Raw genomic sequence first — 26886 nt, 5'->3', positions numbered from 1 at the left:
AGCCGCCGATGGACCTGCAAGTGAACCAAGAAATCAAAGAGACCGCCCTCGCCCATGAAGGCGCGATTGAGACCGATGCCGTCATCGTCGGCGCGGGCCCCGTGGGCCTGTTCCAGGTGTTCGAGCTGGGCCTGCTTGAGATCAAGGCCCACATCATCGATTCGCTGGCCTATCCCGGCGGCCAATGCATAGAGCTGTATCCCGACAAGCCGATCTACGACATCCCGGCCGTGCCCGTGTGCACCGGCAAGGAGCTGACCGACAACCTGATGAAGCAGATCGAGCCCTTCGGCGCGACCTTCCATCTGGGCCAGGAGGTCACCACCGTCGAGGGTCTGGATGACGGCCGCTTCTTTGTGGCGACGAGCAAGGGCACGACCTTCCTCACCAAGACCATCTTCATCGCCGGCGGCGTGGGCTCGTTCCAGCCTCGCACCCTGAAGGTCGATGGCATCGAGAAGTACGACGGCACCCAGCTGCACTACCGCGTGCGCAACCCCGAACAGTTCGCCGGCAAGAACCTGGTGGTCGTAGGCGGCGGTGACTCGGCCCTCGACTGGGCGCTGAACTTCGTCAACGACGGCCCGAACAAGGCCGAGAGCGTGATCCTGGTCCATCGCCGCGACGGCTTCCGTGCCGCGCCGGCCAATGTGGCCAAGATGAAGGAGCTGTGCGACAACTACGAGATGCAGTTCATCGTCGGCCAGGTCACCGACATCGTCGAAGACGGCGGCACGCTGAACGCGGTCAAGGTCACCGGCGGTGACGGCGTGACGCGCGTCGTGCCCTGCGACCAGGTGCTGGTGTTCTTCGGCCTGAGCCCGAAGCTGGGCCCGATCGCCGAATGGGGCCTGAACATCGACCGCAAGCAGATCGTTGTCGACACCGAGAAATTCCAGACCAGCACGCCGGGCATCTTCGCCGTCGGTGACGTGAACGTCTATCCGGGCAAGAAAAAGCTGATCCTGTCGGGCTTCCACGAGGCAGCGCTCGCCGCCTTCGGTGCCGCGCCCTATATCTTCCCGGAAAAGCGCATCCACCTGCAGTACACCACCACCAGCCCGAAGCTGCACAAGGTGCTCGGCGTGGAGTCGCCAGTCTTCGACTGAACCGTTCCTAGCCCGCATGCAATGCGGGGCCCAGCAGAGCCCCGCCGCCAAAGCCCACCCCGCGTGGGCTTTGTCTATTCCAACGCAGCTACAATCGCACCCGCTGCAGGATCAAGTGCCTGCAGCCACTCGCTAGGGGTGTTGAACCGAAAGGTTCGACTGAGAAAGTCCCTTTGAACCTGATTGAGGTAATCCTCGCGCAGGGAAGCACGCATCAAGCCCGCCGTCACTCTGTCCTTTCTCTCGGACGCTCGGGCCCTGTCGAGCCGACCTGCCATCTGTCTGTACCCAAGATGGCACATCACATTCCCATGAAGTCCCTGCTGGCCGCTGCGGCCGGCCTTGTTTGCGGCACGGCTGCATTCGCGCAAACGCTGCCCACCGTGTCGGTCAGCGGCCGCTCGGTCGATACGCCGGTGTCCGTGGGCGGCTTTGGCGACACGCCGATAGCCAAGCTGCCGATGCAGGCCACGGTGTTGAACAGTGAGCGCCTGAACGACCTGGGCATCAGCTCGCTGGCTGGCATCACCACGCTGGACGCCAGCCTCAGCGATGCCTACAACTCGCAGGGCTATGTCTCCTACCTGAAGATCCGCGGCTTCGACCTGGACAACCGCTTCAACTACCGACGCGACGGCCTGCCCATCAACGCCGAGACGGCGCTGCCGCTGGGCAACAAGTCGGCGCTGGAAGTGCTCAAGGGCACCAGCGGCATACAGGCCGGCACCAGCGCCCCCGGTGGCCTGGTGAACATGATCGTCAAGCGCCCGCTGGCCACCGACTTCACCAGCCTGAGCCTGGGCTATAGCGAACGCGGCACGGTCGAGGCCGGGCTGGATTGGAACCATCGCTTCGGTCCGGTGTTCGGCCTGCGCGTCAACGCCAGCGCCGCGCACCTTGACCCGCAGCTCCGCGATGCGAAGGGCGAGCGCCATCTGCTGGCCATGGCCGGCGACTGGTTGCTGTCGCCCGACACCCGCGTCGAGGCCGAGTTCGAGCTGAATCGCCAGAGCCAGCCCAGCCAGCCCGGTTTCAGCCTGCTGGGCAACACACTGCCCGACCCCAAGGCCATCGATCCGCGCATCAACCTGAACAACCAGGCCTGGTCGCAGCCGGTGGTGTTCGACAACCAGACCGCCTCTGTGCGCGTGCAGCAGCGCCTGAGCGCCGACTGGCGCGCCCAGGCGCACCTGGGCGTGCAACGCCTCACCACCGATGACCGCCTGGCCTACCCCTTCGGCTGCAGCGCCGCCGACGGCACCTACTACGCCGACCGCTACTGCCCCAATGGCGACTTCGACATGTACGACTTCCGCAGCGAGAACGAGCGCCGCAACAGCGATGCGCTGGACCTGTCGCTTGCCGGCAAGTTCGTCACCGCCGGCCTGCGCCATGACATCAACACCGGTGTGCTGCTCACCCGCTTCAAGAGCCGCTTCCAGCGCCAGGCGTACAACTGGGCCGGCACCGGCAATATCAGCGGCCAGGTACCCACCACGGCCGACCCCAGCCTGACCGACGAGAACACGCTGCGCGACGAGCGAAGCACCGAGCTGTATGTGCGCGATGCCATCCGCTTCAGCGAGCAATGGCAGGCCTGGCTGGGCCTGCGCCACACCCGCCTGCACCGCGACAGCGTGCGCACCGATGGCTCGCGTGCCACCGGCTACGCGCAAGGCTTCACCACCCCCTGGCTGGGCATCAGCTACGCGCTCAGCGCCCAGCACATGCTCTATGCCAGCTGGGGTCAGGGCGTGCAGTCCGAGGTGGTGCCCAACCGCAGCCGCTACCGCAATGCCGGCCAGGCTCTGGCCGCGCTGAAGAGCGAGCAGTTCGAGTTCGGTCTCAAGGCCGGCAGCAATACGGTGGACTGGTCGGTCAACTGGTTCGACGTCAAGCAGCCGCTGTGGCGCGACATCGGCGCCTGCAGCGCGGCCAACAGCTGCGTGCGCCAGGCCGACGGCGAGGCCCACCACCGCGGCCTGGAGGCGCAGGCCGACTTGAAGTGGACCGGCGGCGGCCTGCTGGTCAGCGCAATGAAGCTGCGGGCACGCCGCCAGGGCAGCATAGACGCCAGCCTGAACGGCCTGAAGAAGGAGAATGTGCCCGAGACGACCCTGAAGCTGCAGGCCCGCCAGGCCATCGCCGCCCTGCCCGGCCTGCAACTCCAGGCCGGCCTGGTCTACGAGGGCCCGCGCCCGGTGCTGCCCGACAACAGCCTCAGCATCCCCGGCTGGACGCGCCTGGACGCCGGCGCCCGCCTCGACCAGACCTGGGGCCGCCAGCTGCTGACCTGGCGCGTGGGCGTGGACAACCTCACCAACCGCCGCGCCTGGAAGGAATCGCCCTACCAGTACGAGCACAGCTACCTCTATCCGCTGGCCCCGCGCACCTGGCGCGCCAGTTTGGAAATCCAGTTGTGAGTCACCAGAAAATCAGTCTATAATGCGAGGCTCTGTTCCTCGATAGCTCAGTCGGTAGAGCGCCGGACTGTTAATCCGTAGGTCCCTGGTTCGAGCCCAGGTCGAGGAGCCACAGAAAAGAAGACGGAAACCCGCTTCACATCAAAGTGAAGCGGGTTTTTCAATTTATGAGGGCCTGCTGTTTTCAGCGCGCCCTAGCACCACCGAACAATTCCTCGATAGCTCAGTCGGTAGAGCGCCGGACTGTTAATCCGTAGGTCCCTGGTTCGAGCCCAGGTCGAGGAGCCAAATGATGAAGCCCTGCATGCCAAGCGCGTGTGGGGCTTTTTTCTTTCTTGGCGCCGAGCAATCAGATCGACGACGCCATTCACCCGACCCCATCCCACATGAAGCCACTCATTCGATTCTTCTTCAGGACCCTGCGCATCCTGCTCGGCCCGGTCATGCTGATGAAAGAGCGCCTGTCTCGCCCCGCTGCCCTGCGGCGCTCTGCCGAACAGCAGGCCGAAGTCGATAGCCAGTGCAATGGCCTGGTGCTCTACCAATTCAAGACCTGCCCGTTCTGCATCAAGGTTCGGCAGGAAATGCATCGCCTGTCACTGCCGATCGCGCGGCTGGACGCTCAGCATGACGCTCTGAATCGAACGGCACTGCTGCAGGGTTCGGGAGCGGCTAAGGTGCCCTGCTTGAAGATCACCAGCGCTGACGGATCGGTGCAGTGGTTGACTGAGTCGGGCGCGATCATTGATCACTTGCGGGGACGGTTTGCTGTGTGACCTGGGTGTAGGAGAGCCAAATGAAGCCCTGCATGCTTGGCGCGAGTGGGGCTTTTTTCTTGGGCGAGCGGTGATGGTCGGCCGAGAAGATCGGCATCGGAGTCGTTGACGTGGTCAGCAATTCAAAATGGGGCGACCGCAGTTTCAGGGAATTCATCCCGTAGAGTCGAGTGCATGACATTTGATGAACTACGTGCCCTGATCGAACTCCATTGTGCCGACCTGCTGGAGAAGCCCGGCGAGGTCTACTTCGGAAGCCTCGATGCGTTGAGCCACCCCAATGGCGTAGCAATCATTGGCCTAAACCCAGGCGGCAGTGAATTGCCACCAATGCGCGAGAACCTCGACCGCTATTCGCAGGAAGGACGAAGGAGGTTCAGCGGCTATCTAGACACGTGTTGGCACGAACCATTCTTTTCTAGGTACGAGACATGTTCAAGGTGCCAATCGAGCTTGGTCGAGTTCAAGAAAGTGCATCAGCAGCGACACCAAAAGACGGTGGACCGCATTGCTACCGAGCTGGGTATTGACCTTCGCCAAACACTTGCGCTGAACGCGATCTGGCTTCAAACCCCAAACACCGCCGCCCTTCGGCAGTTGCTAGCTCAAATGCAATTGCCGAAAATGGAATCGCTGTTCCAAGCCAAGTTCTTTCCGGTGATAGATCAGTTGCTGGAGCGCTGCAACGTCCGACTGGTGCTGTGCCTAGGCAACGGAGCTACCGAAAGCTCCTTCAACTTCTTTCGCGAGGCGCTCGGCGTGCCCAGAACTGACGTTGTACACATCAGCGACGACTACCGAGACGGCCGCTATTTCGTGCATGACCGCAACGGCCAACGCAGAATCTATTTCGGCATTGCACACCCCAGTTTGCACTCGACTCGCCCAGCCGGCTTGGCAGGACTACGAGATCTGTGGGCCACCACTAACAAGGCTGCCAGCAACGCCGCTCGGTAAGCCGCCAGGGTTCAAGCTCAGGTCACCATTAATGCTTTGCCGAGTACTCTTCACACATGACTGATGAATTCTTCCTGCTTGAATCCAGCAAAGTTGGCTTGGAAAGCGACGAGAGCTTTGTCGTCGTCAGAAACCGCACGGCTTTCCTGAGGGTACTTGGGGCTGAGCCTGAGTGGTCACTAATGACCGCGACGGCTGACGAAGACCACGGTCGTGTTCTGGCTTGTGCGGACCAGCGTCGGCTAGTCGAGGCCGCTTTACGTCTTGGAGCGGAGTTGAATACCCGGCCTACAGTCGAAAGAGACCGGAAGGGAAGGGAGTATGTGAAGGTTTGCGTCATCACCCGTGACCCCGGCCAGAGTGACGAAGCATTCGACAAGGACAACCAGCGTGCTTTCGGAAGATTTTTCGAGATCTTTGACAGCTTGCCAAGGCTAAACGACAGACCCGTCGTTGAAAGACGCAACCTTTACGACGAGCTCGCTCTGGGCGATCACGGCGAAGATGTCTACCTCAGTGACGGCGTTTGGCTTGGCAGCGATGGATCGCTCCACGACCGGGGTCGGTAGCCGGTCTTCTAGCCAGCTCCAACCCCTCGCGTTAACCCAGAGCGGCAGCCTGTGGGCCGACTTCGGGGCGACGCATGGCTACCCCCACCCGGGTCACTGGCTGGCTCGCTATGGGGCGGTATGGCGTGCCGTGGAGGAAAACCCAGGCGCGTCGATCAGCGGACCTGGGCTATGGCAAGCCTTCGACGAGGTGGCTGCGACCTCCGTCAGCCCGCGTGCATTGCTGCAATTGCAGCTTGCCCTTTGCCAAGGTGGTCTAGGTAGAAGTCGGCAGCAGATGACGGTGCTTCTGGCATCGGGTCCCCAAGCGCGATGGCCTCATAAAATGGATGCCTTGTCGCAGCAAAAACGATCTTCAACGGCGATTTTTACGAATTGCGAGTAACGTCCAAACCCCTACCAGCATAAGGGTGGTGGTCGTAGGTTCTGGGACAAGAGAAACTCCGACATCGCCGTCATGCAACGTTCGAACAAACATCAAACTGTTGTTCTTCCCGCCAAATCCCGGAGATTGGCTACCGTCAATTGTCGCAAAATACCACGCGTTCCCAGGATTTGCTGCGTCCTCCAGATCAAGCCAGTAAACATCCGTTTGAAGGCCATTGAACGGTCCGGTATTCGATAGTCCAAAGTCTAAAGGATGGGTATCGCAAGAACTGTCGCCGACGGCACAGTAAGCCCTATTTCCTAACGTCACATAGAACAAGTGAGCCATTTCGCTATAGACAATTTGCCCAATCTCATAAGTGCTCAAATTCCCGCTCTTAGTTAGTACGTTGTATCCGCAGTCGGTACCACCGGCATATTGAAAGGATTCGCACCCGGGTGAACCTGAGTCAATCATGGCCGGCATTCGCCACCCTGAAATCCCAAATCTTGTTGCTTGAGCCGCTTGCTTTGCCGCATCGAAACCTTCAAACCCCCCTATGAAATCTCGAAACCAAGTGACATTCAGTGTCGTGTCGTAATACGCTTCGGCGCCATTTGAGAAATTTCCGTCCAAATCCCGTGGTTGCAGGGAACTTTCCCAGGTGCCTTGCCCGAGTACGCCCGCCGCTTGTGCAGAAGTGGCAAAAACTAATGCCGCAACCGCGGCCGATCTGAACACTCGCTTCATGGTATCAACACTCCCAGTAGTCTTTGTGCTTTGGAATACCAGCATTTTGAATGCGTCTGAACATTCGACAAGGCCCATCCTGCAAGCATTTGCACATACCTAGTTCCATCCCCCTTGAATCGAGGCAGGGGAAACCCGCAGATGCTGGCGTTTTCGTACTGCGTTGCCGGCCGGCAGCTTACCAATTCAGCCCCATAACCTTTTATTTGATCAGCAGTGATCCTCAGCCTACGTCAGGCCATGAGCTGTTTAGCTCGCAACTTGGCTGAACTGTCCAGAATGCGCAAGGGCCTGCCGAAGAACCGATGCAACAAGAGCCAAATCACCCAAATTGCAACAACTGAGCCGAAAAGCTTGGGCGGGCTATTGAGAAAGCGGGCGACGCCGTTTTGGCTTTGCTCATTGGTCATCTTGGATCCTCCGTCACACTCAAAGTGTACTGACACGCGTCACCACCACCTTGACGGCCTCGCCCTGGGCCAGAACAGCCACCTGTGGGCCGACCTCGGGGTACGGCATGCCTACCCCCATCCGGACCTTTGGATGGCCGACTATGGGGCGCTATGGCCCGGCGGAACCCTGACACTTCGATCGGCAGGCCCGGGGCGAACTCGGACTGACGTTTGGCAAGGTTAATGCGGCTGCAGGGCAAGACGGGGCGACTTGCCAGAGCGCACCACGCTAAGTGATGTTGCCAGGAAACGAGTCATCTGCTATCACCGAGGCCAGCATCGTCGGTCAGGCATGAGCGGCTCTCGATGATCTTGTCACGCTCCGAGGCGGCATTGCACTCGGCTATTCTGAAGGTGTGAGGTAGCACGTCATACCGAGGCACACCACGAGGCCATCTTCTCCGACTACTTCTGGTCAACAGCCTCTTGGGAAGCGACAGCTAGCCATCGCATTGCCGGAGCAGACGCTGGTGAGCGCGATAGCACGCCTTTCCCCGAAGCGGTAGAAGTGATCAAATGTCAGACGATTTGAGCTATGCACCTAGCTGCGCACTTGCGCACGCACCCAAAAAGGCTACAGAAGGGAGATCAAGTGCAACAAGATAGTGTGACTATTAACCTACTCGATTACTATGCAGAATTGGCTTCTCACCACAGAATAATGATGGTTGGATTCGCAACGGTCTACTTCTTTATCAATCAGGCACTACTACTAACGCCGTTATCCACTCTCGAACAGAGTGCCGGCCGAGTACCCTTCGCAATTGTCCTTAGCGCTGGCTTGCTGACGATATTTACCATTGCCGCAACAATGCACCACGCGTGCCATCTGTGCGCAAATGCGGGAATGAAGGCCGTTATGTCGGCAGATCTTCATTTCATACATTTACCCGACAACCGGGACGATATGGACGAGTTTGAGACTTGGATATCGGGCACCGCAAATAAGACACGCCAAGCCCTAGCTGTGCCAACAGCTTCCGTAGTAATTTTGGGTGTAGCATTCCTGAGTCTCGGCATTGTAAACTCGTATATTTACCTCGGAATCTGCCGAGCTCTGCTCGATAACAAAGACACTTTGTCCTATACGTTCTTTGGCGGATTTGTCGTTCTTATTTTGTGCGTGGCTATCTTCTATCTCGTCATATTTAGCAAACACTTCAAGTACTTTCAGGATGCCAAGCGCGAGTTAGCCGTAGTGCTCAATTCACAATCGAAGGCTGACGTGCTCGGAAAGATCGAAAAGTTTAGGCCTTCAGGTAAGCAAAGCAGGGCAGCCTTAGAGGCCGACTCAGAAGTCCTGTCGCCACGCTAAAGAAAGCTTGCGAGCCAAACTCGGAGTTGAATTCATAAATTAATGACTACCCAAGATTTTGGATCGCCCTTGATCGCGGCCAATATGTTTTCCAACACGCTTCACCAGTCTGAATTCGTCTCAGATAGCCACAACACCCTCAAAGACCTCCTCGCCCAACGCGCCGCACTGGACGCCCAAATCGCTCAGACCAAAGAGGCCGAACTCTCCGGCGCCATCCAGCAGGTGCGGGACCTGATGGCGCGATATGACCTGACCATCGCCGACCTGTCCGCACGGGCACCCAGGGGCAGCAAGATCAAGGAGCCCTCCAAGGTCGCCGCCAAGTACCGCGACAAGGAAACCGGCGCCTCATGGAGCGGCCGAGGCCTGAAGCCCAAGTGGCTCAAGGCGAAGATCGAGGCCGGCGCCAAGATCGACGATTTCGCTGTCTGACGCGGAGCGCCCCAGCGCGTCATCACGACGCACACCACCAGGCCACCCACTGCGGTGGCTTTTGCTATCTGCGCGACATCACCTGAACGGCTGCAAACGCTGACACCCTGGGTCGAGGAATCCGCCCATCTGAGAGCCGCGCCCAAGGTGTCAACGCATCCGGCGCCTGGCAAGTAGGCTATCAACATCTTTCCCACGTAATACACACATTGTTATCCACAGCTGTGGATAAAGTTCTCTGTGACAATGGCTCATGGAAATGCTTGATGTGTATGGCGACGAAAGCTGCACCAATGGCCACAGATATCTTTGCCTCGGTGCACTCGCGATAAGAAGGGCGCTTGTACCACTAGCTTTGGAACAGCTAGCTGCGGTAAGGCAGCGACACAACACTCACGGTGAGGTCAAGTGGAGCAAGGTTAGCGGTGCCAAGCTCGCGTTCTATAGGGACTATGTAGACGTATTCTTCGAAGCAAGTCGCCAAGATGATATGCACTTTAGAGCGCTATACGTTGACACACACACCTTCGATCATCATCGTTTCAATGGTGGGCAAGCAGAGATTGGCTTCAACAAGCTAATCTATCAACTTCTCTTACATAAATTCGGGCGGAAATACGGTGAGCGCCACGGAATTGAGGTTTTCTTGGACGATCGAACTACCAAGCACAACCCGGAAGAGCTTCGGCCGATGTTGAACAATCACCTATGCCAGTTCGACATTACCAGTATGCCGTTTAAGCGAATTCGATTTAAGAATTCGAAAAACTGCGATCTGATCCAGCTAAATGATGTATTGCTGGGTGTGATTGGTTTTAAAAAGAACCTGCATGAGAACAAGCCGGATTGTTCCGTGCACAAAAAAGCCCTCGCTGAACACATTGTCAGGAGGGCACTAGAGAATGAACGTCCTCACCGGCTAAATTCAGCGCAAGCTACGCGCTTCGCCGTCTGGCCGTTCCAGTACAAGAAGAAAAGGTGAGTTCTAAAGGCCTAGGCATACAGCCACGACCCTTGTCGCGCCCTCAACCGTAGGTAGAGGTTTCGGCCCTTAGAAGTCGATTGAACTGTACCTGATCTATGCAAAGGCGCATAGTCGTTTCCGTCAAATACTGTACAAATAAACAGGTTTTTGCCGTTCTCCGGCGGCGTAGCCACCTCGGCACATCCTCAAGACGCACCCGCAAAGCCACCCGCCGAGGTGGCTTTTGCTTTTCCAGGCCCTCTGAGCGCCTTTGTTGGCCCTAGGACCCGCCCTCAGCCAGCATCACGCTGAACTGCCCCACCCTGACTTCACGCTCACCCGCACTCAGCTGGTACAGCGATACAAGAAGGGCGGCCACTGCGTCGTCCTCACAGTACAGATACGCCAATGGCACTTTCAAAGCCTTGGCAATGAGCCTGGCCGTCTGCGTTGGCGGCTCATGGACGCCGGACTCGTAGCGACTGATACGGGTGCGACTGCTGGATTCTTCAATCCCGACCGCCACCCCTACCCGCTCCTGAGACCAGCCCAGCGTCTCCCGGCGTGATCGCATTCGACGACCGACGATAGAGGAGTTGAGAGGGCCGCGAGACATGTTTCGAGTCTCGTAACAGCACGCATAATTGTCGTTACGTTATACGTAACACGGCTGTGCGCTTCGGCTTGCGGCAGGTACACGCCATAGGGAGTCCTCTCGTCGATGAACATTACCCGCCCGCTTCCCGCCGTTGTCGCAGTCTCATTGGCGATCATCGGTTGGCAGTACTTCAACCGCCCTGCCCCTGTGCAGCTGCCACCGCCCCAGCTGTCTGCCGAAAAGGCCGGCGAGCTGGTCACGCTGCGGCTCCATTACGCGAACATCCTGGAGTTCTTTCAGAAGCGCACCCAGGACATTCCGTTGACGCCCTACGAACTTCGATTGGGCGGCACCAAGGTCTTGATGGTCGTGCGCGGTGACTGCGAGATCAGCACCAACCTGCAGGCCGCTCGATACGAGCAAGTCCAGCAGCAAACCAAGTCCTTGCGTGTCGTACTGCCGGTGCCGCGCCTATTGCAGCCCAGGGTCAGCCATGCAGCCCGTGAGGCCGGTGGCTCGTACTTCTACACGCAGACCGAAGAAGGTCTTCAGTACCTCATCCCCAGCTCGGCCCACCAGATCGCCGCCACCAACAACGGCTGGGCCGCCGCCGAGAAGGACATCAGCAGGTATTGCAGTTCACCGCAGTGGATCGCTGAAGCCAAGAAGAACGCCGAGCAAGTCCTGACCCCGATGTTCCACGCGTCCGGCTGGACGGCCACCTTTGTGTGGCAGTGACATCACCCCCTTTCATCTCTTCACCCGGCTTGGCTCCGGCCATTGCCGATTCTTCATCGTCCGGCACAGGAGGAAATCTTCCAAACCAAATCCACAAAGCTATCCAACACCAAACCGGCAGGGAGGCCAATGAGTTCCAAGTTCACCAAGGGCGGCAAAAGCGACCACCAGCGATCACGGGATGTGTATCGCGCCGTGAATAGGGGTGCAGCCCTGCGCGACGAGATCGACGAGATCCAAGAGCGGCAGGCTCAGTTCGAGCGCGACAGCGCTGAAATCGACAAGCTCTTCAAAGTCATCGAGCGCCATCCAGAGGGCAGCCCCGAATACGAAGCCGCGATGAAGCGGGTGGAGTACCTCACCGGCGGGGGGCGCGGGGCGTACCAAGAAACGGCCACCGGACTGAAGATGTTTTTCCGGACTATCGGCCGCGAGGTGCTCGCATTTCTCATGCTGCAGCTCCGGTTTCTTTTCATCGTCTTGATAAACGTTGTGTTCTTCGGCATCGCAATCTGGTTGCTCTACGCCTGGGCAATTTCCTGAATCACCTCAACCACAAATATTCACCCGGAGGATCTATGAAGAAAATATCGATTGTCCTGTTCGTGATTTCGGCCGCCCTCAGTGGATGTGCGACGTCTCAGGGGGAAGCGAAAGACTTGGAAGCGCTACCGGATAAGTTGCGATTCGCGTTGCTGGAGACAAAAAGAGACTCCGAATTATGCAATGCTTACAACAATCCGGCCATCAAGGCTAATACCTCGATTCAGATTGAGCAAATACTGCGAGATCGAAAAATCAGTCAATGCACGGCGCTCGGGAAAGTCAGGAGTATTCCGGCAATGAATGACACCCGCGCTGGAGATGCCGTTGCCAGTCAAATGCAGACTGACTCGTTGAAAGAGACGAAGGCGGCGGAAAATGAACCGGTAGGCCCTCCGTCTCGATTTGATATTTTAGGAATACGTCCCGGAGTTAGTACGGAGCGAGATGTGCTCGCACAGGCGCGGGCCAACCTCGGAAAGAACGGCGATTCGATGCTATATAGATTTGAAATCGGCGGGTTTCAAATGCCATGTGGAGTGCAATATGAGCGAGGTCGAGTTGCGGCATTTATCTGTTTCACAGGAAAGAAGCATTCTGGGGAAAGCAATATTCATAGCCATGAAATCCTGGTGAAGGGATTCACTGAGAAATTTGGCACTCCAACCCGAAGCGAGAAAGTTGCGGTAACCAACGGTTTCGGTGCCGCATTTTCGAACAACCGCGTCACTTGGGAAGACGCCTCGGGAGCTTGGCTCCAACTAAACTCCATCTCTGAAACCATCGACCAAGGGTCGCTTTCGTTATTTTCAGCAGAAAATATTAGAAGAAAGCTTAAAGCGGCAGAGGCCGAAGACGCTAAGAGAAAATTCTAACACCTGCTTGCGCCTATTTGAAGCTAACGTGATACCGATCTAAAGTCCCGCCGCCATCCGAGCCCGCCCTGGAGAAATCCTCGGCGGGCTTTTTGTTTTCGCAAATGCAAAAGGAGTCCTTCTATGCAATGCCTGCGCAATGCAGAGTCGATCACAGTATTTCTAGAAACATGCCCTCACCCCGAACTTCACAAACTCATCTCAGAAAGGATGGCAGAGCTTGCCGAGTATTCAGACTACGATATTTCAGAACTCGTCAATTTCCTGGTGGTCGATCCGGGCGACAGCCTGGCTTCAGTCTCAAAGGAGTTGGGATTTCCTATGGACTACGAATCCAGACCCTGGGAGTCCTTTGTCACCCATGAGTGTTGGCATGAGATTGTTTACGTTCTTGGCGACGACGGTTTCGGCCTAGTCATTTTTATCCCCACCCACGACTTGAAGGACCCTGCTTTATCTGATCTATGCACCCAGTATTCCGTACCTATGGAGGAACTTGATCCATGAGGCCGATACTTTATCCACCAACCCAAGCCACCCTCACGGTGGCTATTTTTTTGCCTGCAGCATATTCGGAGGCCTATTGAACAGCACAAACGAAATCGTCCAGTCCTTCATATCGGTCTTGGATACGGATTTACGGGAAGCCTGGGAAGAGCGTGCCGCCATCATGGAATTCGATGGTGGCATGTCTCGTGAACTGGCGGAGTGCCTCGCGCTTCTGCAAATTATTCGGACTCATCCGGCGCGAGTTCTCAGAGTTTTACAGTAAACCCATTGCGGGATTTTTGGCATCTTATATGAAGGGCTATTTACCTTCGTACCCCAATATCAACCAAAGGAATACCTATGTCTGAAAATGAACACCCGCAGTTTCGTGTTTTGAAAGTTGGCACCAGTCCGTCCCTGTCTGGCCGCTCCACCCTGGGCTACCAGATCGCCTGCACTCTTGATTCCGACGTCTTGGTCAGGCTGGTGTCCAACACCGGCAGCGGCTTCTTCAGCCAGGAGTGGGTCAGGTTCGCTTTGATCCTGGATTTGCTGCCGCCGGCCACGCCGCTGACCTTTTCGACGTTGCAGCCGCTGTTCGAGGGTCGCTCGGTCAACACGGGCGGCTTCTTGGTGGCTGTGTTGAAGGGCTTGGGCGTCATCCGGCCGATGGAAGACAACCCGCGTTGTCACGAGCTGGGCGAAATCGGCGCCTTCGTGGCCGAGGTGCAAGCCCTGATGGCCTCGCCGGTGTCACTGGGCGAAGACGCCCGGCCTGATGGCGGCAAGACCGGCGGAAGGGGCAAGCGCAAGACACTGACCGTGACCAAGAAGCAATAGCTGTGCGCTGGAGTAGTAGTCCGCAGGTGCCTTGAAATTTCTTGCCGTAGTGCTTTGACGCGCAAGGAGTTTTTGCGCCCAGCTTGGCGCCTTTCGCCAATACCGACCTGATACCGACCCAAACCGTTCCGGCGCCGCAATGGCGCCCTCTTCTCTTCTTCAAAACTTCCCTGAAAGGATTTTCACCATGACTTTCCAAGACCGCTTGGCTTTTGTTCTCGACCTTGACCTGCCCGCTGACCTGCTGCCATTGACGATCGCCAACGAGGCGACATTGATGGCCGGCATGGACGGCATGGACGGCATGGACGGCGACAGCTTCGATCCTTCTTGGCACTGAGCTACTCAGCCCGCCAACACCCCTCTCCCGCTTCGCGCCCTCCTTCTCCCCTCGCCCCATCGCATTCAGTCTGATCCGCATCCTGCGGAGGCATACGTGCGTCTGGAGTTTGGGGAGAAGGAGGGCGCGGTCGTGGGCGCGCCTCTTTTTTCCCTTCACTTCAAGGAACACCATGACGACCACATCAACCTCTGTCATCTACTGCGAGCGCCTGAGCGATCAACTGCGCGTCAAGCACACCGCCGACCTGTTCGGCATTCACTTCCCCATGCGGCTTGAACCGACGATCTTCGGCCTGGCCGGTCAGCTGTCTCCCGACTATGACGGCGGCTTCTGGCACTTCCATGCTCTGAGCAATGGCGGCTTCTACATGGCACCGGCGCGGGACACCAAGTTCAGTGTCTTGTCAGAAAACGGCTTCGATGGCTCCATGTCCGCCGATGCGTTCGGCATTACGGTCTGCCTGTACGCATACAGCCTGCTGGCGTTTCGTGAGGATGCGTTCGCTGAAGTTTGTGCCGAGCACTTCCATTTGCTGCGGATGTTGGCCTTGAACCATATCGAGGCCACGAGCATCTTGGCCGCAATTGACTAACGGAGGCCCGGCCAACGGGTGTCATCTCGGGGCGGCGGCCCGAAGCGCGCCCTCCCTCGGCGCGCGTTCCCCACTTTTCCCACTTCCGACCGTTCGGTCATCGCGGCGGAGCCCCTGCCGACCCTACCGAACGTACACAAAGAAGGTCGTCAAAGCATTCCCAGCCGAAGCTCGTTCAGCAGGACTACTCAAGCCACCTCATGAATGCATCTTCAGCTTGAATATGAACGCGGATAAGTTTTATCTCGTTTCACCAGGTGAAGGTCATTGATCCTGTCAAACACATATAAATCAATATAAATCGATCTACCCTAGCGAACGAACCTTAGCCTTATAAATATCTCGCAGCCGGCAGATTGAAATAGTTTTTCCACCAATCATTCGAGAAACTATTGACCTCCTCATTTCGTCACGATACATTGGCGGCAACCGTGTGGCAGCAAGCGCATCGCCAACCGGTTCGAGAGCGGACTTTAGATACGACTCCTGCAAGTGCAGACCAGCGCCCGGCGCTTAAACCGGCCCTAGGAAACCACTTATGCAAGGATAGTATTTATGAATGTTACGCAAGTCGAAACTGCCGATATTTCTTCGGCAGCATATTATTCGATTGAGATTGGCAATACCGCCACTCAGCCTCCCAAAAATCAGCACGCCATCGACGATTACTGGGAGCTGCCGAAGCCGACAGGCACAGTCCAGCCCTACGCTCCGGATGCCGCATCCCCTCTCGAACAGCCTCCGAGTGGTAAAAGTGATGTTTTCGGCCAGGGGGAGGCCGCCGCGCTGGAGGACACACCGCTCCCCGTGCCGTCGCAGCAAGTTTGCGTGGCCCAGGCGGCGGAGCCCAATGGCCTTCCCGCCGAGCTGCTGCTTGGAGCGCTGTGGCCCACCTCTACCCTTAACCATCACATCGGTGTGCTGGATCGCGGAGGCGTCCCCCAGTTCAAGAACATTGCTGTCCCCAACGTCGCATTTGCCATTGATGCGGCCGGCAAGTACTCGGCCGCCGGGGCGGATGCCTACTTCGCCTGTGCTGAGTTCAAGTCGCCCGAAAACCGCAAAGCCGAAAACGCCGTCCAAACCAATGCGTTCTGGCTGGACCTCGACTGCGGGGAGGACAAGGCCGCTTCTGGCAAGGGTTATGCATCCATCAATGTGGCAAAGCGTGCGCTCGCGGACTTCTGCGCTGCGACCGGCCTGCCTGCTTCCACCCATGACGTCGAAAGCGGCTATGGCCTGCATATCTACTGGGCTCTCGACAACCCTGTTTCGGCGGCGGAGTGGACGGCCTTCGCACTCAAGCTGAAAGCGCTCGCCAAACATCACGGACTGCTGGCCGACCCGAGCCGCACCGCTGACATCTCCAGCGTCTTGCGCATTCCTGGCACGCAAAACCACAAGACCCAACCGGGCCGCGCTGTCACCTTGGTCAAGGCCGAACCCTGCCTCGCCCGCGATCATTTCTTGGAAGCCATCAACACCGCCTATCAAGAACTGTGCGTCAGCACGATCAGCACGACTACCCCACCAACGCCGGTCTCGCCTTCTCCGGCGCTAGCTAACTATGGCCCGCTGAGCTTGCCCAAGCTCGAATCGGCACTGATGCATCTGGATCCGGCCTGCGACGAAGCCACATGGAAGCTGAAGCGCCTGGCGCCAATGGCCAACGCCGCCCGCGAACACCCCGCCATGGCCTCGGTCCTTGAAGACCTTGCCAAACGCTGGAGCAGCGGCGAATTGCAAGGCAAGCCCGCAGCCGCTTGGACTGCGCCCGGCGCGAGCAATGGCATCACGGGCGAGAGCGCGTTTGCCACCGAATGGGCTCGCTTTAAGACCGGCAGCTACAGCGGCAAACCCGCAACGCTTGGCACTATCTTCTTTGATGCCAAGCAGGCAGGCTGGGTAGACATGGGTGCGGACCTGAACGCTCCCGTTCTCGCTGATGACCAAGCCCTGCAATTGCAGAAGGCGCGCCAAACCGTGCAGGCGCTGCTCCTCAAGGTCAAGGAAGGCGATTTCTGCGCGCCCCTCGAAGACGAAAACGCTACCGCACTCGCTCAGATATTTAGCGCGAGCGCGGCGGAGTATCAGCGCGTGCGCGCGCAGCTGAAGATGGCAAACAAACAGGTGGCGCTGGGCGCGATCGACATGTCCATGAAGGCGTCCTTGAGCCAAGGCGCAACCGCGCCGACGCACCACGGCTACGCCAAAGCCATCATCAAGGACCTTACCGTTGGCCAATGGGCACCCGTGGGCCACGAGGGCAGCCTCTACGTGGTCAATCCTGTTTCAAACATCTGGGTGCGCAAGGAGCAAGGTGCGCTGGAGCAGTCCGTCGCCGAGGCCCATGACGGCAACGACAATTGCAAGCGTCGCGCCGACTACGCCGCGATCGCGCTGCATTCCGTTTCCATCGTCGGCAGTGAGCGCTTCTTCGCTGATGCGCCGGTCGGCCTGGCGTGCGACGGCAGCTTCTACCGCATGGTTGGCGACAAACCTGTGATCGAGCCGCTCACGCCTGCGCACCGCCAACGCGTCAGCCTGCCTTTCACGCCCGCGCAGCAGCCGACACCGCTGTTCGACGTATTCCTTCACGAGACATTCAAGTCGGCCACTGAGGGCGAGGAAGCCCAGCAGATTGCGCTGGTCCAAGAAATCGCTGGGGCGGTGATGCTGGGCGTCTCGCATCGCTACCAAAAGGCAGCGCTCTTCTACGACCCCTTCGGCCGCGCCGGTAAGGGCACGCTGGAGTCCATCCTTCGAAGCTTGGTCCCGCCCGAGTTCGTCACCGCTGTTTCACCTTTCAACTGGCACCGCGAATATCACCTGGTGTCGTTGGCGGGTGTGCGCCTGAACGTCGTCGGCGAGTTGCCCGACAACGAGCCCATCCCGGCGGCGATCTTCAAGTCCGTGCTCGGCGGCGACCTCGTCACGGGTCGCAATCCGACACATCGCCCCATCTCTTTCAAGAATGAAGCTGCGCACATCTTCACCTCCAACCACCTGATCAACTCCCGCGATCAAAGCGAAGCGTTCTTCGCCCGGTGGCTAGTCGTTGAGTTCCCCAACAGCCGCCTACGCTCTGGCCTGCCGCTTGACCCGAATCTGGCCAATCGCATCATCGAGAACGAGTTGCCGGGCATCGCGCAGTGGGCCTTGGATGGGGCGGCACGCCTGCTGCGCAACGGCGCGTTCTCTGCCTCGGCGGTCCACGAGCGGCTGATGCTCAAGTGGCGCCGCAGCAATAGCTCGCTGGAGGAATTCATCGTCGAGGGCTGTGAACTCGACCCGGGCTTCCAGATGCGCCGCTCTGAGCTTTACGCCGAATACAAGAACTGGTGCGGTGAGGCCGGCCGCAAGCCCTTCGCCAAGAGCCGAGTCAAGGAGCTGCTCGAACACAACGTAGGCCTGGGCATCACCCTGGCCTCGCTGGACGGCTACGAGATCTTTCGTGGTCTACGTCTGAAGCAAGCCACCCCACGCGGCACAAAGCAGTAACCAAACGTCTGAACCAACACCACAGGAGCCGGAGCCCTATCGCCACCCCGGTTTCTTCGAAGTGGGAGAAGTGGGTTTTCAGACGGGGGTGGCCCTCGCCCCCAGCGGAAGACTGAATGAACTTCACACATGCACCGGCACTAGCTCCGGCCGCCGTTGAGTTCCGGTCACGGCAGTAGATCCCCACTTTCTCCACTTCAGCGACTCAGCTGAAGCCCCCAAGCCCTTGGCGTTCTCGCTGTCGGTACGCCAAGCCACTTTCCACCGCGCCGCATGTGCGCCCAAGGCCGCAACCCCTCCAATCAACTTCAATTTAGGACCCTATATGCCCACCGTTCAACTCACCCAAAGCTTCATCAATGCGAATCTGACTTGCCCCTGTGACAAGCGAGTCGAATACTGCGACAAGGAAATCCCTGGCCTGTACGTCCTGGTAAGCCCCGCGTCGCAAGGTCGCGGCACCTTCTATCTGCGCTACAAAGACACCACCAGCAAGACCTGTCACCAGCGCATCGGCAAGACCGGTGAAATTAGTCTTGCCGACGCCCGCAAAGAGGCCAAGAAACTGAAGGCAGAAATTGCCCTTGGTGCCAACCCGGCGGCCGAGGCGAAGGCGCAGAAGGAGGTCCCGACATTGGCCTCGTTCTTCAAGGAGCAGTACTTGCCCCATGCCAAGAGCCACAAGCGTTCCTGGAAGCGCGACGAAGAGCTATACCGCCTGCGCATCGATGCCGCCTTCGGCACGCTACGCCTGAACCAACTGTCCCGTCAGAAGGTGCAGGTGTTCCATGCCGGCCTGGCCAACAGCGGCTTGAGCAAGGCGACCGCAGACCATCACATCAAGGTCTTGCGTCGTGCGTTGAATTTAGCTGTTAGCTGGGGACAGATCGAAAAGAACCCGATCAGCGGGATCGAGCTGTTCCACGCAAATAATCAGATGGAGAACTATATGACCGAGGAGGAACTGCAACGCCTACTTACTGTACTGCGCAACGATGACAACCGCACGGTCTGCAATATCGCTATGTTCTTGCTCAGCACCGGCTGTCGCCTCAACGAAGCTCTACAGGCCGAGTGGCGTCAGGTGGATCGTGCAAATCGGGTGTGGCGCATTCTGGCCATCAACTCGAAGTCAAAGCGTATGCGCTCGGTACCCTTGAACGACAGCGCGCTGCATGTGCTTGATCAGCTCGACACGGAGGGCGAGTTTGACCACCTATTCATCAATCGCCAGACCCGCCTTCCCTATACGACGATCATGAAAGTGTGGGCGCGTCTTCGCACCAAGGCGGACTTGAAGCATTTGCGCATTCACGACTTGCGCCATGCCTTTGCGTCTCTCTTGGTGTCGGCGGGGGAATCGTTGTTCTCCGTCCAGGTCATCTTGGGCCATTCTGATCCGAAGGTCACTCAGCGGTACTCGCATCTATCCAGCAAGGCTATGCAAAGTGCGGCGAGTATGGCGTCGGTGCTCGTCCCGCGCCAGTCTGTTGCGGCGGCGAAGGTGTAGGGGGGGTCAGGTCTCGCCGAGACGGCTCCGGCTTCGCGTGAATTGGCCCACCAGAGGCCAAACGCGGGCCGGGGCTGGCTACCCCCTTCGGCGGCCCGGCGCGAGCGCTATGGGGCGTTTTTGATCTAGTGTCCACACAGTCTCAATGTTTGCAGAAGGGCTCCGCATCCACAACTCTAACTACGTAGGCATGAAATCGTCGTTGACAAATTCGATAGCGAAGTATTAAATCGACAGCAGATCAAAAATTGAAAAATACAATTCATCCACCTTAAATTGGCATGCAACGCTGACTAGTGCAGTCAGGATACTCAAAATAGAGTATACATTTCTCCAATGCCAGAACCCAGGTGAATACAGTGATTTCATCCTCATGGGTCGATCACTATGCTTATTTAAAGCGTCATCAATCGAACAGGGAGAATCACATGAACATAACGAAGTATGCAATCGTCTCGACAATTGCTTTCGTCTCTGCAAATATTGCATTGGCACAAAATCTCCAATGCCCCGATATCGCAAAGACCTTAAAAGAATATTCTATTGACTCCTCATCCAGCAATTTTCTAAACTCTGTTTTTAGTCAACACTGCCAACAAGATGGAAGCAAAAAATCAAGTAGTGCGGGCATTGGGCTAGATGCAGTCGTCAAAGCCATTCCAATAAAATTCACTGGCTCATATGGAAGCAGTGATGACGCATTTACCAATTTCTGCAAAAGTTATGCGTCCTACTCAACTGCCAGTTCCAACAATGATTCATATAAGGAAACCATATCAATCAAGGCGCTCGACACCATTGATCAGTGCCTTCGTCTGCAGTCAAGCGGGGTACAGCTAACACATATTGTCACTAATGTCGAAGCTATGTCGTTCTATATGCGTTCTTCGGTGACTACAACGTTTGAATTACAGGGAATTCAAACAACAGGTAACGTGAAATGTACCGGACAAATAAAAGGTCACACAAAGACATTTGACCAAGCTGTTAGCGCCACAATCAAGGCTACTCAGAGTTTCAGTTGCACTAGGCAAGCGACAAACAAACCGACTGGAGCAAAGCTTTTTGACGAGGCAACTGTTACTGTCCTGACGAATCAAGGCAACTATGCGGTCCTGTGGCCGAGGGACGAACGCCAAAGCATTGACATGGCGACAGATATCGACAAGCGGATTACATCCGTAGCCGCCGACTTATCACTCGCCAAAACTGCATTACAGACTCTTACTGGCGCCAAACCGGTTGTCGTATATCAATGCCCTATCGGAACTCAAGGTTGGAACCCTGGAGGCGCCTGGGGGTACTATGGATGTCAAGGCCAAATTACCACTAATAGTAATTGCACAAATATAGAATACCCAAACAATCAAACTCTTAATTGCACGCCCATCGGATCAATTCGACCTTACTAGGTTCACTCATACCTGGAGAATCACGATTCGTTAATCGCGGCGCCGGCCGGTCTAGATCTGCTGCCGCATCACACCGTCCGAAGCCAGCCGAGCACCACCGTTGTCGGTTTTCGATCGGCATAATTGCAGCCAAGCCGTTGATTTGCATCGAATTTTTGGAAGACTTTGGCGCCCGGCATCTATGGTGGGTTCGGGTTTAGGTCGGCAAACGCCATCGGCCAGGAACGCCATAGGAAAAACTCGTTATGAATCTTCAACTTACGCGACACAAAATGCCACTGTGATCTGTACTGTTAATCCGTAGGTCCCTGGTTCGAGCCCAGGTCGAGGAGCCAACAAAGACAACGCCCCAGCAGCTTTTGCCGCTGGGGCGTTTTCCTTTGTCTGGTCCATCTCTGGTCCTGCCCCGGCACCTCCGCCGCGTTGGGCACGCATGGAGAGCCTCATCGCCGACCAAAGGGCACTAGCCAATCGAAGGTCAGCAGCTCGACATGGGCGCATGGGCAGTTGCCCGGGGAGGGCATCAAATTCGGCCAACCAAATCCCAGCCCGGTGCATTTCCGGCACCGACTGCGGATACTGCTCACGCCTGGCCACCGAGTTGACCTTGACCAAGTCGCTACTCATGGTCTGGCCCCTGCGCAGGGAAAGTTCGATACCCGGTGCGAATTGCTACCATTCGTGGCAAAGCAAGGGAGATCAAAACAAATGCTAGAGCTTTTCGACACCGGTCGGCTGGCACACCGATACGGAAAATGGCGCGGCGTAGCCTACTTGGTGGCAGTTGCAGCACCGCTGGCCGTGGCCTACTTTCTCGGCACGGTATTCACGATACTGCCGGGCGACACGCAGCCTCCGGACGCCCTGCGATGGCTCCAGGTGAGCCTGGGCAGCGTTGCCATGCTCCTCGCCGTCTACGGTTGCTATCGCCTTTATCGCGATCACGAGCACCACGACTACATCGAGGATGCGGACCACTATCGACGCCACGGCTGGTAGCCCTACCTCTAACAGGCCCGAGGCTGCAGTGCCTAGCGGTCACGGAGCTCAGTCCGCTTGAGGGGGGTACATCGCGACTTACAACCGCCGGTCTGGCGCGCTTGCGCGAAATATGGCCAGTGGATGAAGGTCGCGACCCACTACGAGTTTCTCGGCAAGTCCAGCGTGCAATGCTTTGGCATGGACTAACTCGAGTTCAAGACAGGGAGTATCCACAATGATCCCACCCAGCATTTCCACTTTCGGCGCCGCCCCGTCGATGGTGGGCTACCTGTACCAGGTCCGACTCGCCCTGCTGTGGGCAATCCGGCGCAGCCGTACCAGCGACTTCGTTGTCAGTCTGGAGACGCTGGACGACGTGAGTTTCGAACTCGGCGGAGAGCCGCTGGCGGTACTGCAGGCCAAGCATTCGATTAAGGCGGCTGCAAACCTGACCGATCTGAGCGCCGAGCTGTGGAAGACGCTGCGCGTCTGGCTGGTGGGCCTGGCCAGCGGTGAAATTCCGCTTGGCACGGCGCGCTTCCTGCTCACCACCGCTGCTGCTGCGCCCGGAAGCGCATGCGCCGCCCTGAGTATCGAAGGCTGCGACCGCGACGTGGCCGAGGCCGCCAAGCGCCTCAAGCATGCAGCGACCAGTTCCACCAACAGCGAGCTCAAGCCGGCTTTCGAGGCCTACCTCGCACTGGAGGAGGCTGAGCGCGAAGCTCTGCTGGCGCAGGTGTACGTTATCCCGTCGCAGCCCGACGCCGTCGAGATCACAGAACAGTTGCAGTCCGAGCTCTACCACGTCTCGCTGAACCATCAGGCGCTGTCGGTGCAGATGCTCGAAGGTTGGTGGTTCAAGCGGGTGCTGAATGAACTGGTCCACCCGGAGGGCGGCATTCCTCGCGCCGAGATCGACGCGCAGATCTCGGACATCCAGGAATCTCTGAAGCCCGACGCCCTGCCGATCGATGAAGACCTCGACGCGCTGATGGTCGCGCTGGAACAACTGCCGGAATTCGCTGATCGCCCCTTCTACAAACAGGTCGAACTGGTCAGCGGCAGCCAGCTGCGCATCCGCAACGCGATCACCAGCTATCTGCAGGCCTTCCGACAACGCTCTGCCTGGACCCGCCACGACCTATTGTTCGATGCCGACCTGGACAAGTACGACAAACGCCTGCAGGCCGAATGGGAGCTGCAGTACGGCCAGGTCTGCGACGAGCTCGGCCCGGACGCCACCGAGGCGGCAATGGCACAGGCGGGCCGCGCCCTTCTGAAGTGGGCAGAAGACGCCCATATCTCCATCCGTTCGGGTGTCAATGTCCCGTGGGTCTGCCGCGGTTCGCTACACATGCTTGCAGAGGACATGCGCGTGGGCTGGCACCCACAGTTTGAGACCCGGCTAAAAGCCGTCCTCGACGCAGCTGCGCAGGGGAAGACGGCATGACAGCTTGGCAGGATCGCACCATCGAGCAGCGCAACTTGCTCAACCCAGCCTTCTGCGCCGTCGCGGTATGGCATCTCGCGCGCGGCTACACCACCGAGGCAACAACACTCGGCACAGGCCAGGTGGCGCTGCCGTTTGAGCTGGCCTTCGTGGGCGCGAGCCTGGTCCTGCGTGGCCAGACGCGAGAACAATTGCCCCGCACGATCACAAGTTCTCTCGCTACCTGGGTGCACGATCACCCGCTGGAGCGATCGGCCGTCGCCAAGGGCGTGGTCGTGTTGCGGCAGACGGTCCGCGAGGCCTTGCTGTTCGGCGCGCAGCACCAGCTGCTCGCGCTGGATGGCCGCTGGATTGCCGCCGGCGAATCGCACGCCAAGAAGATCAAGACCTACCTGGGCGCATCGAGCACTGAGGTCAGGGACTGCATGCGCCAGGCGGTGTTCGTCGGTCGTTGGCTGTGCAAAGCGGGCGCGCCCCCAACCGTGTTGGCGCTATTGGGAGTTCAAGCATGATTCAGATTCGCGCCGTGGTGATCTACAGCCACGACGGACGTCACCGCGTGGTGCCTTTCGAACCGGGCCGTGTCAACATCATTTCCGGAGACTCGCGCACCGGCAAGTCAGCCATCCTGGGCATCATCGACTACTGCTTCGGGGCCAAGGAGATCGACGTGCCCGAGGGCAAGGTCCGCCGCAATGTGGCCTGGTTTGCGTTGCTGCTGCAGACACCTCGCGGTCAGGCCTTTGTGGCGCGGCAGTTGCCGACGGGCGACGGGAAGTCCAACGAGGCGGTCTATGTGCAGGCCGATACGGTGGTCGACATTCCTCCCGCATCAGTACTGCGCCAGACGACTAACCGAGAGGGGCTGCGTTCGCTGTTGGCCTCCTGGGCCGGCCTGTCGGACTACCTGCATGAACCGCCGCTTGGGCAGACGCGCGACTCGCTGGCTGCCACCATCAGCCATGCGCTCACCTTCTGCTTCCAATCCCAGAACGAGATCGCACAGCGCAAGCACCTGTTCCATGGTTCCAGTGATCGATTCGTAGCGCAGGCGATCAAGGACACCCTACCCTACTTCCTGGGCGCGGTCACCGACGACTACGTCGCCAATCAGCAAGAGCTCAAGCGCGTTCGCGCCGAGATCCGTCAGATCGACCGCCGGCTTGCGGAAGCCGCCGCAATCCGAGGCGATGGCGTGGGCCGCGCGGACACGCTGCTGGCCGAAGCCAAATCGGTCGGAATGAGCGAGCTCCCTGACAGCGCATCTTGGCAGGAAAAGCTCGACACGCTTCGCGAGATTCAGAACAGGCCGGTGCCTTCGGCGGCGGCAGAGGTCGACGGCGACACCGAGTTCCGCCGGCTCTCCGCGGTGCGCAGCGAACTCCTTCAGGAGCAGCGCACCTTGCAGTCCACGCTTGAGCGTGCCCGCAGCTTCGAAGGCAGTTCCAAGGGCTATTCGGCGGAAGCGCGAGAACACACAGCGCGCCTGCAAGCGGTGAGCGTCTTCGAGCATGACAAGCCAGGGCATGCCTGCCCGTTGTGTCTGCAAGGGCTGCCCGAAGCCTCGCAGGTTCCGTCCATCGGCGACCTCCGAGCCGCCCAGGACTACATCGGCGAGCGCAGTGGCGCGATGGATTCGGCGACCCCACGCATCGAGACCGCTATCCAGGATGTCGAGACCAAACTCTCGGATGTGCGGCGCCGCATGGAAGACAACCGTGTCCTGCTCACAGCGGTCAAGCGGGGCAACCAGCGCCTGCAACTGGCCTCGGACATGGAAGCGCGACGGGCCATGGTGCTTGGCCGGATCAGTCTGTACATGGAGAACATCCCGCAAATGCCGGACCTCCGTGAGCAGGAGGAGCGGCTGAAGGAACTGCGACAGCAGGAGGGGCTGCTCGACGAGGCGGTCAGTGCCGACACCATCCAGGCCAAGATGGAGTCCTGCTTGTCCAACGTCAACCGGCATCTCTGGAACTACGCCAAGCAGATCGACTTGGAGTATTCCGATACCCCCTTGCGCCTGGACCCTCGTAACCTGACCATCGTGGCGGACACATTGGAACGGCCGGTGCTGATGCGCGAAATCGGCAGCGGCGAGAACCATGTTGGCTATCACATCGTGGCGCACCTAGCCCTGCATACATGGTTCGCGAGCCGTGGACGGCCAGTGCCATCGTTCCTACTACTGGATCAGCTGTCGCAGGCACACTTCTCTCCGGACGCGGTGCCGGGCGAAGGCGTGACACAAGAGAAGATCGACGCCGATCGCAAGGCCGTGAAGCGCCTCTTCGGCCTGATCTTCGACGTGGTTGCCGGCCTGGAGGGCAAGTTCCAAGTGATCATCACGGATCACCCGGACTTTAGCGATGACGCTCGCTTCCAGAATGCACTACGAGAGCGCTGGCGCGATGGGCTCAAGTTGGTACCCGAGGATTGGCCGCGCCTTTCCTGAACGTCTCTACGCGGACATCTGACCGGCCGGCGGCCACCGACCAGCATCGAGGCGTCGTCACTGAACAACGGCAGCGCTGCGCGCACGCCAGTAGCTGCCACGCAACCGGCCGGTGCGAGCCACGGCCCATTACGGGCCCCGACCGGTCCGGTCGCCTGCAATTCCAGATGGCATTGCTCGTCGGTGTCATTTGTCCCATGGGGGTGTATCCACTGGCGGTTTGACACCGGGCAGGCAACAGCCCGTTGTATCCACCGACGACCGGAGCCACCAGATGCTGCCAGCCTCTACTGTTTCACCACGCCCCCAGCCTGTCCAAGTCCGGCTGGACTGGCTGCAGGCCGCCGCCGCACTTCCCGGTGGAAAGACTCTGCATTTGGCCCTTCTCCTACAGCGGCTGTGCTCGTCGCGCACCGGTCCCCTCGTCAACCTCACTCGGCGA

Annotated in this window: 25 protein-coding genes, 2 tRNA genes and 1 riboswitch; of the genes, 24 read left to right on the top strand and 3 right to left on the bottom strand. The window is 58.5% G+C overall.

The features are described from left to right. The first annotated feature begins 8 nt into the window (after nucleotides 1-8). The 7 genes from DES47_RS00705 (at nucleotide 9) to DES47_RS00675 (ending at nucleotide 5834) form a co-directional block, all read left to right on the top strand. Nucleotides 9-1109 carry an NAD(P)/FAD-dependent oxidoreductase gene (locus tag DES47_RS00705; protein ID WP_133698750.1) on the top strand — a complete coding sequence of 367 codons (1101 nt, stop codon included), beginning with the start codon at nucleotides 9-11 and terminating at the stop codon, nucleotides 1107-1109. A gap of 124 nt (nucleotides 1110-1233) precedes the next feature. Next, nucleotides 1234-1332, top strand: a riboswitch (TPP riboswitch). An 88-nt stretch (nucleotides 1333-1420) separates the two neighbouring features. Continuing rightward, the gene (locus DES47_RS00700; protein ID WP_243748104.1) at nucleotides 1421-3532 is read left to right on the top strand and encodes a TonB-dependent siderophore receptor; all 2112 of its coding nucleotides are present in this window, start codon (nucleotides 1421-1423) and stop codon (nucleotides 3530-3532) included. A gap of 36 nt (nucleotides 3533-3568) precedes the next feature. Continuing rightward, nucleotides 3569-3644: transfer RNA gene (locus tag DES47_RS00695), tRNA-Asn, on the top strand. Between the two features lie 100 nt (nucleotides 3645-3744). Further along, nucleotides 3745-3820: transfer RNA gene (locus DES47_RS00690), tRNA-Asn, on the top strand. Between the two features lie 98 nt (nucleotides 3821-3918). Continuing rightward, the gene (locus DES47_RS00685) at nucleotides 3919-4308 is read left to right on the top strand and encodes a glutathione S-transferase N-terminal domain-containing protein (RefSeq protein WP_133698748.1); all 390 of its coding nucleotides are present in this window, start codon (nucleotides 3919-3921) and stop codon (nucleotides 4306-4308) included. 174 nt (nucleotides 4309-4482) lie between these two features. Continuing rightward, complete coding sequence (locus tag DES47_RS00680; RefSeq protein WP_133698747.1) at nucleotides 4483-5265, top strand: hypothetical protein; 783 nt, start codon at nucleotides 4483-4485, stop codon at nucleotides 5263-5265. A 56-nt stretch (nucleotides 5266-5321) separates the two neighbouring features. After that, nucleotides 5322-5834, top strand: coding sequence for a hypothetical protein (locus DES47_RS00675; protein ID WP_133698746.1), 513 nt, complete (start codon nucleotides 5322-5324; stop codon nucleotides 5832-5834). 355 nt (nucleotides 5835-6189) lie between these two features. On the opposite strand, the gene DES47_RS00670 is transcribed toward DES47_RS00675, so the two are convergent. Together DES47_RS00670 and DES47_RS28590 are read right to left on the bottom strand one after the other, a co-directional pair. Continuing rightward, entirely contained in the window at nucleotides 6190-6951 is a 762-nt protein-coding gene (locus DES47_RS00670; protein ID WP_166651798.1) for a PEP-CTERM sorting domain-containing protein, read from the bottom strand. Between the two features lie 233 nt (nucleotides 6952-7184). After that, nucleotides 7185-7361 carry a hypothetical protein gene (locus tag DES47_RS28590; protein WP_166651797.1) on the bottom strand — a complete coding sequence of 59 codons (177 nt, stop codon included), beginning with the start codon at nucleotides 7359-7361 and terminating at the stop codon, nucleotides 7185-7187. Between the two features lie 634 nt (nucleotides 7362-7995). On the opposite strand from DES47_RS28590, the gene DES47_RS00665 reads away from it, so the two are divergent. The 3 genes from DES47_RS00665 (at nucleotide 7996) to DES47_RS00655 (ending at nucleotide 10135) form a co-directional block, all read left to right on the top strand. Then, complete coding sequence (locus DES47_RS00665) at nucleotides 7996-8718, top strand: hypothetical protein (protein ID WP_133698744.1); 723 nt, start codon at nucleotides 7996-7998, stop codon at nucleotides 8716-8718. Nucleotides 8719-8787: 69 nt separating this feature from the next. Continuing rightward, the gene (locus DES47_RS00660) at nucleotides 8788-9153 is read left to right on the top strand and encodes an H-NS histone family protein (protein WP_243748103.1); all 366 of its coding nucleotides are present in this window, start codon (nucleotides 8788-8790) and stop codon (nucleotides 9151-9153) included. 253 nt (nucleotides 9154-9406) lie between these two features. Further along, a complete protein-coding gene (locus tag DES47_RS00655; RefSeq protein WP_133698743.1) occupies nucleotides 9407-10135 on the top strand; it encodes a DUF3800 domain-containing protein in 729 nt (242 codons plus the stop codon). A gap of 262 nt (nucleotides 10136-10397) precedes the next feature. Here DES47_RS00655 and DES47_RS00650 read toward each other — a convergent pair whose 3' ends face one another. Then, complete coding sequence (locus tag DES47_RS00650; RefSeq protein ID WP_133699665.1) at nucleotides 10398-10691, bottom strand: helix-turn-helix domain-containing protein; 294 nt, start codon at nucleotides 10689-10691, stop codon at nucleotides 10398-10400. Between the two features lie 147 nt (nucleotides 10692-10838). Between DES47_RS00650 and DES47_RS00645 the strand changes: the two genes are divergently transcribed. From DES47_RS00645 to DES47_RS00585, 14 genes are all read left to right on the top strand, one after another. Further along, nucleotides 10839-11453 carry a DUF4230 domain-containing protein gene (locus DES47_RS00645; protein ID WP_133698742.1) on the top strand — a complete coding sequence of 205 codons (615 nt, stop codon included), beginning with the start codon at nucleotides 10839-10841 and terminating at the stop codon, nucleotides 11451-11453. A 129-nt stretch (nucleotides 11454-11582) separates the two neighbouring features. Next, complete coding sequence (locus DES47_RS00640; protein WP_133698741.1) at nucleotides 11583-11996, top strand: hypothetical protein; 414 nt, start codon at nucleotides 11583-11585, stop codon at nucleotides 11994-11996. A gap of 35 nt (nucleotides 11997-12031) precedes the next feature. Beyond that, nucleotides 12032-12871 (top strand): hypothetical protein, encoded by an 840-nt coding sequence (locus DES47_RS00635; protein ID WP_133698740.1) that lies wholly within the window; start codon nucleotides 12032-12034, stop codon nucleotides 12869-12871. 123 nt (nucleotides 12872-12994) lie between these two features. Next, entirely contained in the window at nucleotides 12995-13378 is a 384-nt protein-coding gene (locus tag DES47_RS00630; RefSeq protein ID WP_133698739.1) for a hypothetical protein, read from the top strand. 342 nt (nucleotides 13379-13720) lie between these two features. Further along, nucleotides 13721-14200: a hypothetical protein gene (locus DES47_RS00625; protein ID WP_133698738.1), complete on the top strand. Its 480-nt coding sequence runs from the start codon at nucleotides 13721-13723 to the stop codon at nucleotides 14198-14200. Between the two features lie 187 nt (nucleotides 14201-14387). After that, a complete protein-coding gene (locus DES47_RS28585) occupies nucleotides 14388-14540 on the top strand; it encodes a hypothetical protein (RefSeq protein WP_208114874.1) in 153 nt (50 codons plus the stop codon). Between the two features lie 172 nt (nucleotides 14541-14712). After that, the gene (locus tag DES47_RS00620; RefSeq protein WP_133698737.1) at nucleotides 14713-15135 is read left to right on the top strand and encodes an antirestriction protein; all 423 of its coding nucleotides are present in this window, start codon (nucleotides 14713-14715) and stop codon (nucleotides 15133-15135) included. Nucleotides 15136-15690: 555 nt separating this feature from the next. Next, nucleotides 15691-18636: a DNA primase family protein gene (locus DES47_RS00615; protein WP_133698736.1), complete on the top strand. Its 2946-nt coding sequence runs from the start codon at nucleotides 15691-15693 to the stop codon at nucleotides 18634-18636. A gap of 325 nt (nucleotides 18637-18961) precedes the next feature. Beyond that, nucleotides 18962-20146, top strand: a complete 1185-nt coding sequence (locus DES47_RS00610) for a site-specific integrase (RefSeq protein WP_133698735.1) — start codon at nucleotides 18962-18964, stop codon at nucleotides 20144-20146. A gap of 428 nt (nucleotides 20147-20574) precedes the next feature. Further along, nucleotides 20575-21558 (top strand): hypothetical protein, encoded by a 984-nt coding sequence (locus tag DES47_RS00605; protein WP_133698734.1) that lies wholly within the window; start codon nucleotides 20575-20577, stop codon nucleotides 21556-21558. Between the two features lie 708 nt (nucleotides 21559-22266). Further along, nucleotides 22267-22557 carry a hypothetical protein gene (locus DES47_RS00600; protein ID WP_133698733.1) on the top strand — a complete coding sequence of 97 codons (291 nt, stop codon included), beginning with the start codon at nucleotides 22267-22269 and terminating at the stop codon, nucleotides 22555-22557. Between the two features lie 217 nt (nucleotides 22558-22774). Next, entirely contained in the window at nucleotides 22775-23989 is a 1215-nt protein-coding gene (locus tag DES47_RS00595) for an ABC-three component system protein (RefSeq protein ID WP_133698732.1), read from the top strand. Further along, entirely contained in the window at nucleotides 23986-24501 is a 516-nt protein-coding gene (locus DES47_RS00590; protein ID WP_133698731.1) for a three component ABC system middle component, read from the top strand. The genes DES47_RS00595 and DES47_RS00590 overlap by 4 nt, the downstream gene beginning before the upstream one ends. Then, nucleotides 24498-26444: a DUF3732 domain-containing protein gene (locus tag DES47_RS00585; RefSeq protein ID WP_133698730.1), complete on the top strand. Its 1947-nt coding sequence runs from the start codon at nucleotides 24498-24500 to the stop codon at nucleotides 26442-26444. Before DES47_RS00590 ends, DES47_RS00585 begins: the two co-directional genes overlap by 4 nt. The last annotated feature ends 442 nt before the right edge of the window (nucleotides 26445-26886 follow it).

The organism is Roseateles toxinivorans (assembly GCF_004362525.1).
GTDB classification, from domain to species: domain Bacteria; phylum Pseudomonadota; class Gammaproteobacteria; order Burkholderiales; family Burkholderiaceae_C; genus Paucibacter; species Paucibacter toxinivorans.
The sequence above is the reverse complement of the archived record's forward strand: the minus strand, read 5'-3'. Positions and strand labels throughout refer to the sequence as shown.

Excerpts from the sequence above, each read along its gene's own strand:
- DES47_RS00705 (WP_133698750.1), top strand. The coding sequence starts at position 9 with ATGGACCTGCAAGTGAACCAAGAAATCAAAGAGACCGCCCTCGCCCAT.
- DES47_RS00700 (WP_243748104.1), top strand. The coding sequence starts at position 1,421 with ATGAAGTCCCTGCTGGCCGCTGCGGCCGGCCTTGTTTGCGGCACGGCT.
- DES47_RS00685 (WP_133698748.1), top strand. The coding sequence starts at position 3,919 with ATGAAGCCACTCATTCGATTCTTCTTCAGGACCCTGCGCATCCTGCTC.
- DES47_RS00680 (WP_133698747.1), top strand. The coding sequence starts at position 4,483 with ATGACATTTGATGAACTACGTGCCCTGATCGAACTCCATTGTGCCGAC.
- DES47_RS00675 (WP_133698746.1), top strand. The coding sequence starts at position 5,322 with ATGACTGATGAATTCTTCCTGCTTGAATCCAGCAAAGTTGGCTTGGAA.
- DES47_RS00670 (WP_166651798.1), bottom strand. The coding sequence starts at position 6,951 with ATGAAGCGAGTGTTCAGATCGGCCGCGGTTGCGGCATTAGTTTTTGCC.
- DES47_RS28590 (WP_166651797.1), bottom strand. The coding sequence starts at position 7,361 with ATGACCAATGAGCAAAGCCAAAACGGCGTCGCCCGCTTTCTCAATAGC.
- DES47_RS00655 (WP_133698743.1), top strand. The coding sequence starts at position 9,407 with ATGGAAATGCTTGATGTGTATGGCGACGAAAGCTGCACCAATGGCCAC.
- DES47_RS00650 (WP_133699665.1), bottom strand. The coding sequence starts at position 10,691 with ATGCGATCACGCCGGGAGACGCTGGGCTGGTCTCAGGAGCGGGTAGGG.
- DES47_RS00645 (WP_133698742.1), top strand. The coding sequence starts at position 10,839 with ATGAACATTACCCGCCCGCTTCCCGCCGTTGTCGCAGTCTCATTGGCG.
- DES47_RS00640 (WP_133698741.1), top strand. The coding sequence starts at position 11,583 with ATGAGTTCCAAGTTCACCAAGGGCGGCAAAAGCGACCACCAGCGATCA.
- DES47_RS00635 (WP_133698740.1), top strand. The coding sequence starts at position 12,032 with ATGAAGAAAATATCGATTGTCCTGTTCGTGATTTCGGCCGCCCTCAGT.
- DES47_RS00630 (WP_133698739.1), top strand. The coding sequence starts at position 12,995 with ATGCAATGCCTGCGCAATGCAGAGTCGATCACAGTATTTCTAGAAACA.
- DES47_RS00625 (WP_133698738.1), top strand. The coding sequence starts at position 13,721 with ATGTCTGAAAATGAACACCCGCAGTTTCGTGTTTTGAAAGTTGGCACC.
- DES47_RS28585 (WP_208114874.1), top strand. The coding sequence starts at position 14,388 with ATGACTTTCCAAGACCGCTTGGCTTTTGTTCTCGACCTTGACCTGCCC.
- DES47_RS00620 (WP_133698737.1), top strand. The coding sequence starts at position 14,713 with ATGACGACCACATCAACCTCTGTCATCTACTGCGAGCGCCTGAGCGAT.
- DES47_RS00615 (WP_133698736.1), top strand. The coding sequence starts at position 15,691 with ATGAATGTTACGCAAGTCGAAACTGCCGATATTTCTTCGGCAGCATAT.
- DES47_RS00610 (WP_133698735.1), top strand. The coding sequence starts at position 18,962 with ATGCCCACCGTTCAACTCACCCAAAGCTTCATCAATGCGAATCTGACT.
- DES47_RS00605 (WP_133698734.1), top strand. The coding sequence starts at position 20,575 with ATGAACATAACGAAGTATGCAATCGTCTCGACAATTGCTTTCGTCTCT.
- DES47_RS00600 (WP_133698733.1), top strand. The coding sequence starts at position 22,267 with ATGCTAGAGCTTTTCGACACCGGTCGGCTGGCACACCGATACGGAAAA.
- DES47_RS00595 (WP_133698732.1), top strand. The coding sequence starts at position 22,775 with ATGATCCCACCCAGCATTTCCACTTTCGGCGCCGCCCCGTCGATGGTG.
- DES47_RS00590 (WP_133698731.1), top strand. The coding sequence starts at position 23,986 with ATGACAGCTTGGCAGGATCGCACCATCGAGCAGCGCAACTTGCTCAAC.
- DES47_RS00585 (WP_133698730.1), top strand. The coding sequence starts at position 24,498 with ATGATTCAGATTCGCGCCGTGGTGATCTACAGCCACGACGGACGTCAC.